Consider the following 12,964-nt stretch of genomic DNA (forward strand, 5'->3'; position numbering starts at 1 on the left):
GTGTAGTCAGGGGGGCGTGAGCCCCTTGGCGAGGGCGCGGCCGCAGAGCTGGCCCAAACACCGTCGTTGCCTGAGAATGGCACACCTTGAACTGAAATCGTGACGGCGACTTTGTCAAATTCAATATACCTGTATAAACACGCAGTCAATCAAACTAACGTCAATGACTACAAACATCTTTTCAGGTTCTTCCGCGCCATATTGTCTGGCGAGGTGCCATGTTGTTCCGCACCTTTTCGGGACATACCAAAGTTAAACGGCAAGAATGCCCCGGCTTCCAATCCGTACTCACTTTGTCGTAGCGATTGAACTCGCCGCGTTGATTGCGTCTGTCGTTCTCGCCGTATTGTGGATGTCAAAGCCCATAGGAGCTTTCGAGCCCTACCTGGTTGCTACAGGTCTCGTCTTTGTCGTTACTGAGGCGTATCGGCGCTATGAGGGCAGGCTGTTCCGAACTGAGGGAGTCGAAAGAACGGCAGCTGAACGCGTTCGCCACCATGACGCGCTTCGCGACCAGTTCAAGGAGGAGATCGACCGGTGCAGGGCAGAGAATCTGCGAAAAGATGTGATCATCCGCCACGTAAATCGGTTGGATGACTATCCGAACAACAAAGAAGGCCCGGGAATCTCACCGTGGTTCAAGGCAGGTTTGCTTGACACCTATCACATGGGCATCAAAGTTGGCCTTGGGTGGTATGGCCTCGTTCAAAGTGACCGTGGATTGCGACGTGCGGACTACCAAAATGCGGAGGAAGGCGAGCTGACAGCAATGCTACTGGGCGAGATTCCTTATGACTTTATAGAGTCAATGAATGTCCGAGGTGACGAGTACTACTACCTTCCCCACATCTTTTGCCATTTTGCTAATCACGGCGAACCGTACCAGCGGTTGTTCTATGCACAGGAAATTAGCATGGGCCACGGGCATTCGTACTGGAAGGAGATTGCAAGTTATGAAGAGGTCAAACGGAATGGCAAGGCGAGCGCCACGTGAAGTTGCTGTTTAACATGTCAATCGACACGGACCCACAACAGCAAGAGGCGGCTGCGCCGCGCGTGTTGGTGGTTCGGTCATTTTCACGGTAAGCGGCAAATGGAGCGGTCAGCGGCTGACGACGATCTCGTAACCTGCCCAAGCTGCGGCCAACGCGACTCGCTCGTCATTCGATGGATGCCCGAGATCGACTATCGCGTCCACGCTCGGACAGAGGTCGGCTGTGAACGTTGTCAATTGTGGCAGTCTGCGAAGGAGGATCGGTGGGCCTTCGCCGATTGGAACCACTGGGCCTGCGCAGAGTGGGCTCGGAAAGGTCAACAGCACCCGCATGCAACGCTGTATGCACTGCTGGTTAAAGAGGGGCAGTTGGAACGCGCGCAAATGGCCGCGGCTGCCAACGTAAGCGAGTACCTTAAGAACGAAGTTGCTAGTCGGTGCGTATGGAAGACTGGCGACCGCTTCGAGTCGCTCGATTGGCCAAGGGGGCGCTGGTCAGTGCGTTCTGTCGAGGCCGTCTACGGAACAAACACCGGGCCTTTCTCGATAGTCAAAGCAATCGAGATACTGCCCAGCGGCATTCTTGGCGAGGAGAAACACGAGTTTTGGGATCATCAAGCCAGATTAAGGAGGCTATCGCCATACGCTCGGCCCAGGGAATGGTCTCAAGTCCACACTGGAGACCGATGCCTCCTCGATGGATTTCCCGGATTGGTCCTCTCCGCGGACACCACCAAGAGGTTGGCCGTCATCAGAATCGACGCCGGCAATGAGGAGGTTCACATTGCACGCCTCAGCAGCCTTCAAGTTCCTGTTCACCGCCTGGAGCGCGATGACGCCTAGCCCGCCGTATGCGGACTCCCGTACAAGAGGCATGGCCACGCCGTTGCGGTCCGCTCAATTTCACGTTAAACCCCGTTTTTGCTAGCGACCCTTCTCGCATTTTTCTTCAACAATTTTTCCGAGTCCACTCTCTGGTGACCGTTCCTTAAGCACGCTCCGGAATAGCCACATTTCCGCTGTTCCCCGCTGATTCTCCGGGATCAACCGGCCGGCGCGTGGGTCACAGCTTCGTCCCGCGCAATGCGCCCGTCGATCAGCTCGACCAGCCGGTCGCAGCGGGCGGCCAGGCGCGGATCGTGGGTGACCACCACAAAGGTGGTGCCGAGTTCGACGTGCATGCGCCGCAGCTGCACAAACACCTCGTCGGACGAGGCGGTGTCGAGGTTGCCGGTGGGCTCGTCGGCCAGCACCAGCGCCGGCTCCATGACCAGGGCGCGGGCAATCGCCACGCGCTGCTGCATGCCGCCCGAGAGTTCGGCCGGCCGCTTGTCCATGGCGTTGGCCAGGCCCACCGAGGCCAGCAGCGCGCGGGCATGCTCGCGTTGCTTCGTGCTGATGCGGCCGCCGCGCATCAGCGCTGGCAGCGTGACGTTTTCCAGCGCCGTGAAGGCCGGCAGCAGGTGATGGAACTGGAACACAAAGCCCAGGGTGCTGCGCCGCAGCAGGGTCAGGGCTGCGTCGTCCAGGCCGTGCACCTCCTCGCCCTGCAGCCGGTAGCTGCCAGCCGTCATGCCCTCGAGCAGGCCGACGATGTTGAGCAGCGTGCTTTTGCCGGAGCCGGAGGGGCCGATCAGCGCGATGAATTCGCCGCGTTGCACCTGCAGCGACACGCCGTGCAACACCTCGGCCTCGCTGGGCAGGCCGAGGTTGTAGCTCTTGCGCACCTCGCCCATGTCGATCAGCGCGCGGGAATCGGTGGGGGCCGTCATGGGGTCACATCCGTATCGCCTGCGCCGGGTCCAGCGCCGCAGCGCGGCGCGCCGGTGCCACCGCGGCCAGCACACCACACACGGTGGCGATCAGCGCCACCTGCAGGGCCGTGGCCAATGGCAGGCCGATCACAAACAGCGGCAGCCCGTCGGAGCCGCGCACAAATTTCGTGAACAGCCAGATCATCAGCACGGCCAGCGCAATGCCGAGTGCCGAGCCGAGCGCGCCCACCACCGCGCCCTGCACCAGGAAAAGCCGCAGGATCTGCCCGCGCGTGGCGCCCATGGCGCGCAAAATTCCGATCTCGCGGCGCTTTTGCACCACCGACACGACCAGCACGCTGGCGATGCCCAGCACCACCACCACCAGCACCACCCCGCGTATCAGCGCGGTGCTGACCGACTGGGCGTTGAGGGCTGACACCAGCTGCGCGTTGCTCTCCTGCCAGCTTTCAATCTTGTAGGGAAACTGCCGGCGCAGGTCACTGGCAAGCTCCTGCGCCGACCACACGTCCTTCACGGTCAGGTCCAGACTGGTGGCGCCGCCGGGCAGACCCAGCAGGTTTTGCGCCGCGCGCAGCGGCACGATGACGGTGCGCCGGTTCAGGTCCTTGACGCCCAGGTCCACCAGCGCGGTGACACGCACCGAGTCGCTGACCAGGCCGGTCTGCACGGTCAGGCGGTCACCGGCGCGCACGCCCAGATCGGCCGCCAGCTCACGGCCGACGATGGCCTCGCCCGGCGCCAGCCGCGCGGTGCCGCTGATCACCTTGCTGCGCAGCCCGACGACGCGGTCGTAGCGGTCCAGATCCACGCCCAGCAGCGCTATCGCCTGGGTGGCTTCACCGCGCAGGGCCAGGCCGGCACCCGACACCATGGGGGATACGCCGGCAATGCCGGGCAGGGCTTCGAGCAGCGGCATCAGGGCCTGCCAGTTGGCGACCGAACGCAGGCGCTGCGCGCGCGGCTGGGTGTCGGTCAGCGCGGTGGTGCCCGGCACGGCCGGCCAAGCGGGCGTGACCACGTCGTCCGGCGCACGCACGCTGATGTGCGCCTGCGCGCCCAGGGTCTTGGTCAGGGTGCTGCCCTGCAGGCCGCTGATCAGCGCCGAAATGTAGGCGATGACCGCCACACCGGCCGCCACACCGACGATGATGAGCACCGTCTGCATGCGCCCCTCGCGCAGGAAACGCAGCGCCACGCGCCATTCGAAACCAAGCCCGGGAAACATTCAGCGCCCGATAGCGTTGGACATGGCCGAGCCGGCTTCGGACGTGGCCGCAGCCCTGGCGACCGGCTGCCCCGGCGTCCAGGCCACGGCGCGCGCGCGAATGCGGGCGCCGGCCGGCACGCTGCTTCCCAGCAGCACGGCGTCTCCTTCAGCCAGGCCCTCGAGCACCTCGGCCGCGTCCAGTGTGCGCAGGCCCAGGCGCAGCTTGCGCTCCTGCGCGCGACCCGCGTCGGCAACCAGCACCGTCGCCGTGGTGGGCGAGGCCTGGCTGCGCAGGGCGCTCAGCGGCAGCACCAGGGCGCGTTCACGCCGGCCGGTTTCGACCTCGACCGAGAGCGTCATGTCTTCCCGCAGAAAGACCGGGGCCTGCTGCTCGAGCGCAAACTTGACTTCGATGGCGCCGCGCTGGGCATCGACCGCGGGGGCAATCGACAACACGCGGGCGGCAAAACGCTGGTCGGCAAACGCGTCGGCCACCACGGCCGCCTTCTGCCCCGGCTGCAGCTGGTCGAGGAAACGCTCGTCCACCTGCGCCGTGAGTTGCGTGGGGCCGGCCAGCGCCAGGCTCATCAGGGCCTTGCCGGGCTGCACGATTTGCCCCGGCTCGACATCGCGTGTCAACACGCGCGCATCGGTCGGTGCCAGCACGGCCGCCTGCGCCAGGCGGGCGCGGGCCGCTGCCGTGGCGGCGCTGGCCAGGGCCAGCTGCGCCTGGGCCTGGGCCACATCGGTCCCGGCATCGGCGTTGGCCTGGGTCTGTGCGCGGGCGCCGGCCTGCTGCGCACTGGCCACCTCGACGGCGCGCCGGACTTCATCGAGCCGCGCTTCGCTGAGAAAACCCTGGGCCACCAGTTGTTGGGTACGTGCGAGTTCGGCCTCGGCCGCCTTCAGCGTCGAATCGGCCTGCGCGAGGCCGGCCTGGGCGGCCGTCCGCCCGGTGCTGCGCAGGCCTGCCATGCGCGCCTGGGCCTGGCGCTCCGAAGCCAGCGCCTGCGTCACGGCGGCGCGCAGCTCCTCGGTCTCCAGCTGGACCAGCACATCGCCCTGTCGCACCTGCGCGCCTTCTGCCACCCGCACCTGCGCGACGCGCCCGGTCACGGTGCTACCCACGTCCACGCGCGACAAGGTCGCCACGCGGGCAGAAAACTGCAGGGTCCGCAGCAGCGGCGCGTAACGCAGTTCCAGCACATCAACCCGGGGACTTTTCTGGACAAACCAGGCCGCGCCGGCCGCCACCACAACCATGGCCACGACCCCTATCCAGATCCAGCCGCGTTTCAGGGAAAGGGTGTGGGCCAGGCTCATGGGGAGTTCAGGTTCCGGGTTCAAACAGGCCGGCACCGGTTCCGGGCGGTGTCACGCCCAGATGCCGGTAGGCCGCCAGTGTCGCGATACGGCCGCGCGGCGTGCGCTGCAGATAACCCTGCTGGATCAGATAGGGCTCGATCACGTCTTCAATCGTGTCGCGCTCCTCGCCGATGCTGGCGGCGATGTTGTCCAGGCCGACCGGGCCGCCGTCGAATCTGTGAATGACAGCCTCAAGCAGTTTCCTGTCCATCACGTCGAATCCCTGGGGGTCCACATCGAGCATGGCCAGCGCCTTGTTGGCGATGTCCAGGGTGATGTGGCCTGCGCCCTTGACCTCGGCATAGTCGCGCACGCGGCGCAGCAGGCGGTTGGCAATACGCGGCGTGCCGCGCGAACGGCGTGCAATTTCAAAACCACCGTCTTCGTCCATGGGCACGTTGAGCAGGCCAGCACTGCGCCGCACGATGCGCGCCAGCTCGTCAGCGCTGTAGAACTCCAGCCGCGCGACAATGCCGAAACGGTCGCGCAGCGGGTTGGTCAACATGCCGGCGCGGGTGGTGGCGCCGACCAAGGTGAAAGGCTGCAGGTCGAGCTTGATGCTGCGCGCCGCCGGGCCCTCGCCGATCATGATGTCGATCTGGTAGTCCTCCAGCGCGGGGTATAGGATTTCCTCAACGACCGGGCTCAGGCGGTGGATCTCGTCGATGAAGAGCACATCGTTTTTTTCGAGGTTGGTCAGCAGCGCCGCCAGGTCTTTGGGTTTTTCCAGCACCGGCCCCGAGGTCTGGCGCAGGTTCACGCCGAGTTCGTGCGCAATGATGTGGGAGAGCGTGGTTTTGCCCAGGCCGGGCGGGCCGAACAGCAGCACATGGTCCATGGCCTCGCTGCGTTTGCGGGCAGCACCGATAAAAATCTCGAGCTGCTCGCGTACCTTGGCCTGACCAACGTACTCGTCGAACAGCTTGGGTCGCAAGGCGCGTTCGATCGCTTCCTCGTTGGGCGAGGCCGGCGCAGCAGACATGACCCGCTTCACAGGCGGAACGCCGGACATGTCGAAGTCGTCGGTCTGGATGCTCATTTAGCGAGGGCTTTCAAAGCCAGCTTGATGCCGTCACTCACACCGATGTCTTTTGGCAGCGCCTTGAGCGCCAGGGCTGCATCACGGTCGCTGTAGCCCAGCGCCACCAGGGCCTGCAGGATGTCGGATTGGGCGTCGTCGGCCACGCTGACCGTGATGCCCATGTCGGCGCCAAGTTTGCCCTTGAGTTCGAGCAGCAGGCGTTCGGCGGTTTTTTTGCCGATGCCGGGCACCTTGATGATGCGGCCGGCTTCCTGCTGGGTCACGGCCTGGGCCAGCTCGTCCACACTCATGCCGCTGAGCACGCTGAGCGCGGTGCGCGGGCCGACCCCGGAAATCTTGATCAGCTGGCGAAAGGCGGCACGTTCGCTGGCGCTGCCGAAGCCGTAAAGGATTTGCGCGTCCTCGCGCACCACGAAGTGCGTCAGCAGCGAGACTTTTTCGCCCAGACCGGGGAGGTTGTAGAAAGTGCTCATGGGCACCTGCACCTCGTAACCCACGCCGTTGCAGTCCACCAGCAGTTCCGGGGGGTTCTTTTCAGCCAGCAGGCCACTTATTCGTCCGATCATGGGCAAATCTTAGCAGTCGTGCCCACGTGCCCGCTGACTTGAATATCGGGGGACAATCACCCATCTGTCTGTGTCCCGCCGGTTCTGACCGGTCCAACCGCCCGGAAAGCCTGCATTTGATTCTTCGCCACACTTTCACCCCGCCGAACAACACCCGCATGGGCCACCTGTGCGGCCCCATGGACTCGCACATCCGCACCGTCGAGGCGGCGCTGCAGGTCACGATTGCGCACCGCTTCGAGCAGTTCAAGATCGACGGACCCAAGGCCAAAGCGCAGCAGGCACTGGAAGTGCTGCAGGCGCTGTATGAAATGGCGCAACGCCCGATTCCCGAGGAAACCGTGCAGCTGATGCTGGCCGGCGACACCGCGCTGAGCATCGCCCCCGACGGCGCGATGGCGCTGTCCACCCGCCGCGCCGACCTGCGTGCGCGCACCACCAACCAGGGCGCCTACCTGGAAAACATCGCCACCCACGACATCACCTTCGGCATCGGCCCGGCCGGCACCGGCAAAACCTACCTGGCCGTGGCTTGCGCGGTCGATGCGCTGGAGCGCAGCGCGGTGCAGCGCATCGTGCTGACGCGCCCGGCGGTCGAGGCCGGTGAGCGTCTGGGCTTTCTTCCGGGCGACCTGAACCAGAAGGTGGACCCCTACCTGCGCCCGCTGTATGACGCGTTGTACGAACTGATGGGTTTTGAACGTGTGCAGAAAGCCTTCGAGCGCCAGCAGATCGAAATCGCGCCGCTGGCCTTCATGCGCGGGCGCACGCTGAACCACGCCTTTGTGATCCTCGACGAGGCGCAGAACACCACCCCCGAGCAGATGAAGATGTTTTTGACGCGCATCGGCTTTGGCGCCAAGGCGGTGATCACCGGCGACGTCAGCCAGGTCGATTTGCCGCGCACCCAGCTCAGTGGCTTGATTGATGCCGAACGTGTCCTCAAGCGCGTCAAGGGCATTGCCATCACCCGCCTGACCAGCGCCGACGTGGTGCGGCACCCGCTGGTGGCGCGCATCGTGGACGCCTATGACGGCTACAAGGGCAAAACCCCGGGCATAGCCGACGCTATCGATTCGATAGTGCCTGTCGCCCGCCCCACAAGGACAAAAAGCCGAAATGGCTCTTAAACAGCTGAGCCTGTCGCTGCAGTTCGGCGACATCAAGGACGCCAAACGCCACCGCGCCGCCCTGCCGCGCCACAGCGTGGCGCGCTGGATACGCCATGCGCTGGACAGCGATGCCGAGATCACCGTGCGTATCGTGGACGCCGAAGAAGGCCAGGCGCTGAACCGCGGCTACCGGCAAAAAGACTACGCCACCAACGTGCTGACCTTCGACTACACCCTGGCACCGCTGGTCACGGCCGACCTGGTGCTGTGTGCGCCGGTGATAGCCAAAGAGGCGCGCGAGAACAGGAAAACATTACAGGCGCACTATGCGCACCTGCTGGTGCACGGCGTGCTGCATGCGCAGGGCTGGGACCATGAGACGGGTGAGGCTGATGCGCAGGCCATGGAAGCGCGCGAGATTGAAATCCTCGCCGGCCTGGGCGTCAAAAACCCTTACCGCTGAGTTTTCATGTATCAAATTGGCCATCAGCCCTTATCGGGCGGTCGCCAACAGCTATTAAATCGATAGCGGATCCATGCGCAAGGGAATCGTCACCGGCCCGTCATTGACCAGGTGGACCTGCATGTCCGCGGCAAACTGGCCGGTCTCTACCTGCGGATGCGCCAGCCGTGCCTGAGCTACAAAGTAGTTATACAGCCGGCGCCCCTCATCCGGCGCCGCTGCACCGGTGAAGCTGGGCCGGTTGCCGCCCGACACATCGGCGGCCAGTGTGAACTGGCTGACGACAAGCAGGCCGCCGGCCACGTCCTGCACGCTGCGGTTCATCTTGCCGGCCTCGTCTGAAAAAATACGCAGCTTGAGGATTTTTGCCAGCAGCTTGTCGGCCTGGGCATCGCTGTCGCCGCGCTCGGCGCACAGCAGCACCAGCAAGCCGGCGCTGATCTGGCCAACCACTTCACCGTCCACCACCACACGCGCCTGGCTGACGCGCTGTATCACGCTGATCAAATCAGGTCCTTTTCATAGTCAAAGTGCGTCTCCACATCGGAAGGCAGCAACTGAATGGTGGCGCGCAGGCCCGGCACGGCGCTCATCAGCGCCTGCTCGACGCTGGTGCGAACCGCAGCGGCGCGCCCGAGTGACCAGCTGGCCGGCATGTGCATGTGCATGTCCACAAAACGGCGCTGGCCCGAGCGGCGTGTGCTGATGTGATCGAAGCGGATGGTGTGGTGCTGGAACTCTTCCAGGGTCTTGTGAATGTCGGCCAGCACCTCGGGCTCCACCGCCTCGTCCATCAGCCCCTGCGACGAGCGCCACATCAGGTGAACACCTTCCCAGAGAATGTTCAGCGCCACCCCGATCGCCACCAGCGCATCGAGCCACAGCCAGCCCGTCAGCGTGACGGCAACAATGCCCACCACCACGCCCGCCGAGGTCCAGACGTCGGTGACCAGGTGCCTGGCATCGGCTTCGAGTGCAATCGAGCGGTGCGCCCTGGCGGAGCGGAACATGATCCAGGCCAGCAAACCGTTGAGACCCGAGCTGGCCACGGACAGTGCCAGACCCCAACCCACCTGTTGCAGGGGCCGCGGGTCAAACATCCGGTGGCCCGCCGCCCAGATGATGGCCAGTGCCGCGGCGATGATCAGCACCCCCTCAAACCCGGAAGAGAAATATTCGGCCTTGTGGTGGCCATAGGGGTGGTCCTCGTCAGCAGGCCGCTGCGCAATCGTGACCATGGTCAGCCCGAAGATCGCGCTGGCCAGATTGACGAAGGACTCCATGGCGTCGGCCAGCAAACCCACCGAGTCGGTGATGTACCACGCCCCGGTTTTCAGCACGATGGTGACAAGCGCCACCACCACCGAAGCCATCAGCAGGCGCTGCGGCGTCAGGGATTGCAGTGTCGGCAGCTTCATGGCCAGCCAACGATTCAGGAAAGCGTCACACGCGCGAACTTGCGTTTGCCCACCTGCACGACATAGATGCCGGCATTCAGCTTGAGCGCCTTGTCGCTGACCACGCTGGAGTCCACACGCACACCGCCACCGTCGATCAGGCGGTTGCCTTCACCGGTGGAGGCGGCCAGCCCCGCCATCTTGAGCAGTGCAGCCATGCCCAGCGGCGCGCCGCTCAACGCGATTTCGGGGATCTCGTCGGGCACGCCCCCCTTGCTGCGGTTGATGAAGTCCTGCTCGGCGGCGTCTGCCGCGGCGGCGGAATGGAAACGGGCCGTGATCTCCTTCGCAAGCATCACCTTGGCGTCTTTCGGGTTGCGCCCGCCTTCGATTTCTATCTTCAGCGCGGCGATCTCGGCCTCGGTCTTGAAGCTCAGCAGGGTGAACCACTTCCACATCAGCACGTCAGAGATCGACAGCACCTTGGCAAACATGGTGTTGGCGTCTTCGGAAATGCCGATGTAGTTGTTCTTGCTCTTGGACATCTTCTCCACGCCGTCCAGCCCTTCGAGCAGCGGCATGGTCAAAATGCATTGCGGCTCCTGACCGTATTCGACCTGCAGGTGGCGGCCCATCAGCAGGTTGAACTTCTGGTCGGTGCCGCCGAGCTCCAGGTCGGACTTGAGCGCCACCGAGTCGTACCCCTGCATCAGCGGGTAGAGGAACTCATGCACGCTGATCGGCGTGCCGGCCTTGAAACGGTCATGGAAATCGTTGCGCTCCATCATGCGCGCCACCGTGTATTTGGCAGCCAGCTCGATCATGCCGCGCGCGCCCAGCGGGTCGCTCCACTCGCTGTTGTAGCGGATCTCGGTCCGGGCCGGGTCCAGCACCAGGGAAGCCTGGCGGTAGTAGGTGTCGGCGTTGGCCTTGATCTGCTCCGGGGTCAGCGGAGGACGCGTGTTGTTGCGGCCCGACGGATCGCCGATCAGGCTGGTGAAGTCGCCGATGAGAAAGATGACTGTATGGCCCAGATCCTGGAGCTGACGCATTTTGTTCAGCACCACGGTATGTCCGACATGAATGTCAGGCGCCGTCGGGTCCAGCCCCAATTTGATGCGCAGCGGAACGCCGGTAGCCTCTGAACGCGCGAGTTTTTTCAGCCATTCGTCCTGGGGAATCAGTTCTTCACAGCCCCGCAGGGATACGGCCAAGGCCTCCCTGGCACGGTCCGTCACGGGAAAGTTTGTAACAAGCTCTTGATTCATAAGGGTTTTTCACAGGTCGGGCAGTTGTCTGACAGATATAATCGCGTTTCTGCCGTTGCGGGGCCCCAAAGCAGCTTGGCCCGCAAATTGCAAACCGATTCTAAGTTGTTGCACCGTCCGCCTTTTGCAGGGGAGTGCGCAACACCATCATCAGTCGCTATCAGGCTGCTTCTGCAGCCTGAGGCCTACAAAGGTTGGGAACACCAGTTTTGATCAAAACCGATCTCGCGTACGCGCTGCAAGCAGTCACCAACCTGCTTCGCCGCCATCCTAAAAGAATCACAGGCTCGCTGGCCGCCTTGCTGCTGGGAACCGGGGTCACCGCTTTCGGCGTTGCACCGCTCGCACCCGATGCCGCCGACCTGCCGGTCCGCCAGGTTCTGGAAGCCGTCCAGAGCCTGCCCACCGAGGCACAGACCGAAGCCCTGGACAATTTCCAGTTCAAGCTGTTTCGCAGCGAAACCACGCGCAGCACCGACACGGCCGACGCCCTGCTCAAGCGCCTGAACATTGACGACGCTGCAGCCGCTGCCTTTTTGCGCAGCGACGCCAACGGTCGCCTGACCCTGATGGGCCGCCCCGGCAAGAATGTCACGGTTGAAGCGACAGACAACAATCAGTTGCTCAAGCTGACCGTGCGCTGGGCCACCGACGACGAAGAAAAATTCACCCGGCTGGTGGTCGAACGTGCGGCAGACAACCGTTTTACGTCCCGCGTGGAAACTGCGGCCTACACCAGCTCGACCCAGTTGGCCAGCGGCACCATCCAGACCTCGCTGTTTGCCGCCACCGACAATGCGGGCATCCCTGACGCCGTGGCGATCCAGGTCGCCGAAATTTTCTCGGGCGATATCGACTTCCACCGCGCCCTGCGCAAAGGCGACCGTTTCAGCGTGGTTTACGAAACGCTGGAAGCCGACGGGGAAGCGCTGCGCACCGGCCGGGTGGTCAGCACCGAATTTGTCAACAACGGCAAGACACTGCAGGCCATGTGGTTCCGCGACCAGGCGGGCGGCGCCAGCGCAGCCAAAGGTGGCTACTACACGCTCGACGGCCAGAGCCTGCGCCGCGCCTACCTGGCCTCGCCCATGGAGTTCTCGCGTGTCAGCAGCGGCTTCAAGATGCGTTTTCATCCCATCCTGCAGACATGGCGCGCCCACCTCGGTGTCGATTACGCCGCACCAACAGGCACGGCCGTGCGCAGCATCGGCGACGGCGTGGTCGAGTTTGCCGGCGTGCAAAACGGGTTTGGTAACGTCGTGTTCATCAAACACCGCAACAACCACACCACCGTTTACGCCCATCTGAGCCGTATCAACGTACAAAGAGGCCAGAGCGTGAGCCAGGGACAGAACGTCGGCGCCGTCGGCGCGACCGGCTGGGCCACCGGGCCGCACCTGCACTTCGAGTTCCGTGTCAACGGCGCCCACCAGGACCCGATGACCCTTGCCCAGCAGAACGAAACCGTTCCCCTGTCGGCGGCAGCGCAACCCCTGTTCCGCAAACTCGCGGGAAATGTGAAGCAACAGCTGCAGGCCGCAGCGGACATCACGCAGACTCGGGCTGAATAGGCCAAGCCCCCACGCTTTTCACTTCGTGTAATGCGCTGCCCCCCGAGGGGGTGCATTTTTCCTCGGGGCGGCCCTACGGAAAAACATGGCCCCCACGTTCGCTCACTACGTGTCGCTTCCTGCCCCCCGAGGGGGCCGCTGCGCCTGCGGGCCGGCAAAGCCGGACCCGCGGCCCTGGCTGGTCTGAAGAGCTCCCACGGT

The 12,964-nt window shown here is 64.0% G+C and carries 12 protein-coding genes; 4 read left to right on the forward strand and 8 right to left on the reverse strand.

What is annotated here, in order from left to right:
• The first annotated feature begins 265 nt into the window (after positions 1 to 265).
• A complete protein-coding gene (locus B7X65_RS11080) occupies positions 266 to 994 on the forward strand; it encodes a hypothetical protein (protein ID WP_293594352.1) in 729 nt (242 codons plus the stop codon).
• Between the two features lie 1,043 nt (positions 995 to 2,037).
• Here the strand turns inward: B7X65_RS11080 and B7X65_RS11085 are convergent.
• From B7X65_RS11085 to ruvA, 5 genes are read right to left on the reverse strand one after another with little or no spacing between them, the layout of a single operon-like run.
• Positions 2,038 to 2,766 carry an ABC transporter ATP-binding protein gene (locus B7X65_RS11085; RefSeq protein WP_293594353.1) on the reverse strand — a complete coding sequence of 243 codons (729 nt, stop codon included), beginning with the start codon at positions 2,764 to 2,766 and terminating at the stop codon, positions 2,038 to 2,040.
• Between the two features lie 4 nt (positions 2,767 to 2,770).
• On the reverse strand, positions 2,771 to 3,997 hold the full coding sequence (locus tag B7X65_RS11090) for an FtsX-like permease family protein (protein WP_293594354.1): 1,227 nt from the start codon (positions 3,995 to 3,997) through the stop codon (positions 2,771 to 2,773).
• Positions 3,998 to 5,302: an efflux RND transporter periplasmic adaptor subunit gene (locus B7X65_RS11095; protein ID WP_293594355.1), complete on the reverse strand. Its 1,305-nt coding sequence runs from the start codon at positions 5,300 to 5,302 to the stop codon at positions 3,998 to 4,000.
• A gap of 7 nt (positions 5,303 to 5,309) precedes the next feature.
• Complete coding sequence (gene ruvB, locus B7X65_RS11100; RefSeq protein WP_293594356.1) at positions 5,310 to 6,383, reverse strand: Holliday junction branch migration DNA helicase RuvB; 1,074 nt, start codon at positions 6,381 to 6,383, stop codon at positions 5,310 to 5,312.
• Entirely contained in the window at positions 6,380 to 6,952 is a 573-nt protein-coding gene (ruvA, locus tag B7X65_RS11105) for a Holliday junction branch migration protein RuvA (RefSeq protein ID WP_293594357.1), read from the reverse strand. Before ruvA ends, ruvB begins: the two co-directional genes overlap by 4 nt.
• Positions 6,953 to 7,068: 116 nt before the next feature.
• Here ruvA and B7X65_RS11110 point away from each other — a divergent pair, with 116 nt between their 5' ends.
• Positions 7,069 to 8,082 (forward strand): PhoH family protein, encoded by a 1,014-nt coding sequence (locus tag B7X65_RS11110; RefSeq protein WP_293594358.1) that lies wholly within the window; start codon positions 7,069 to 7,071, stop codon positions 8,080 to 8,082.
• Positions 8,072 to 8,527 (forward strand): rRNA maturation RNase YbeY, encoded by a 456-nt coding sequence (gene ybeY / locus B7X65_RS11115; protein ID WP_293594359.1) that lies wholly within the window; start codon positions 8,072 to 8,074, stop codon positions 8,525 to 8,527. Before B7X65_RS11110 ends, ybeY begins: the two co-directional genes overlap by 11 nt.
• Positions 8,528 to 8,581: 54 nt before the next feature.
• Here ybeY and dtd read toward each other — a convergent pair whose 3' ends face one another.
• The 3 genes from dtd to tyrS are packed head-to-tail and all read right to left on the reverse strand — an operon-like array spanning position 8,582 to position 11,192.
• Complete coding sequence (dtd, locus tag B7X65_RS11120) at positions 8,582 to 9,034, reverse strand: D-aminoacyl-tRNA deacylase (protein ID WP_293594360.1); 453 nt, start codon at positions 9,032 to 9,034, stop codon at positions 8,582 to 8,584.
• On the reverse strand, positions 9,031 to 9,945 hold the full coding sequence (locus B7X65_RS11125) for a cation diffusion facilitator family transporter (protein ID WP_293594361.1): 915 nt from the start codon (positions 9,943 to 9,945) through the stop codon (positions 9,031 to 9,033). Before B7X65_RS11125 ends, dtd begins: the two co-directional genes overlap by 4 nt.
• A 14-nt stretch (positions 9,946 to 9,959) precedes the next feature.
• Positions 9,960 to 11,192 (reverse strand): tyrosine--tRNA ligase, encoded by a 1,233-nt coding sequence (tyrS, locus tag B7X65_RS11130; protein WP_293594362.1) that lies wholly within the window; start codon positions 11,190 to 11,192, stop codon positions 9,960 to 9,962.
• A gap of 209 nt (positions 11,193 to 11,401) precedes the next feature.
• Between tyrS and B7X65_RS11135 the strand changes: the two genes are divergently transcribed.
• The gene (locus B7X65_RS11135; protein WP_293594363.1) at positions 11,402 to 12,763 is read left to right on the forward strand and encodes a M23 family metallopeptidase; all 1,362 of its coding nucleotides are present in this window, start codon (positions 11,402 to 11,404) and stop codon (positions 12,761 to 12,763) included.
• Positions 12,764 to 12,964 lie beyond the last annotated feature (201 nt).

It is taken from the genome of Polaromonas sp. 39-63-25 (assembly GCF_002278925.1).
Lineage (GTDB): Bacteria > Pseudomonadota > Gammaproteobacteria > Burkholderiales > Burkholderiaceae_C > Polaromonas.

Excerpts from the sequence above, each read along its gene's own strand:
- ruvA (WP_293594357.1), bottom strand. The coding sequence starts at position 6,952 with ATGATCGGACGAATAAGTGGCCTGCTGGCTGAAAAGAACCCCCCGGAA.
- B7X65_RS11095 (WP_293594355.1), bottom strand. The coding sequence starts at position 5,302 with ATGAGCCTGGCCCACACCCTTTCCCTGAAACGCGGCTGGATCTGGATA.
- ybeY (WP_293594359.1), top strand. The coding sequence starts at position 8,072 with ATGGCTCTTAAACAGCTGAGCCTGTCGCTGCAGTTCGGCGACATCAAG.
- B7X65_RS11085 (WP_293594353.1), bottom strand. The coding sequence starts at position 2,766 with ATGACGGCCCCCACCGATTCCCGCGCGCTGATCGACATGGGCGAGGTG.
- B7X65_RS11090 (WP_293594354.1), bottom strand. The coding sequence starts at position 3,997 with ATGTTTCCCGGGCTTGGTTTCGAATGGCGCGTGGCGCTGCGTTTCCTG.
- B7X65_RS11080 (WP_293594352.1), top strand. The coding sequence starts at position 266 with ATGCCCCGGCTTCCAATCCGTACTCACTTTGTCGTAGCGATTGAACTC.
- B7X65_RS11125 (WP_293594361.1), bottom strand. The coding sequence starts at position 9,945 with ATGAAGCTGCCGACACTGCAATCCCTGACGCCGCAGCGCCTGCTGATG.
- tyrS (WP_293594362.1), bottom strand. The coding sequence starts at position 11,192 with ATGAATCAAGAGCTTGTTACAAACTTTCCCGTGACGGACCGTGCCAGG.
- ruvB (WP_293594356.1), bottom strand. The coding sequence starts at position 6,383 with ATGAGCATCCAGACCGACGACTTCGACATGTCCGGCGTTCCGCCTGTG.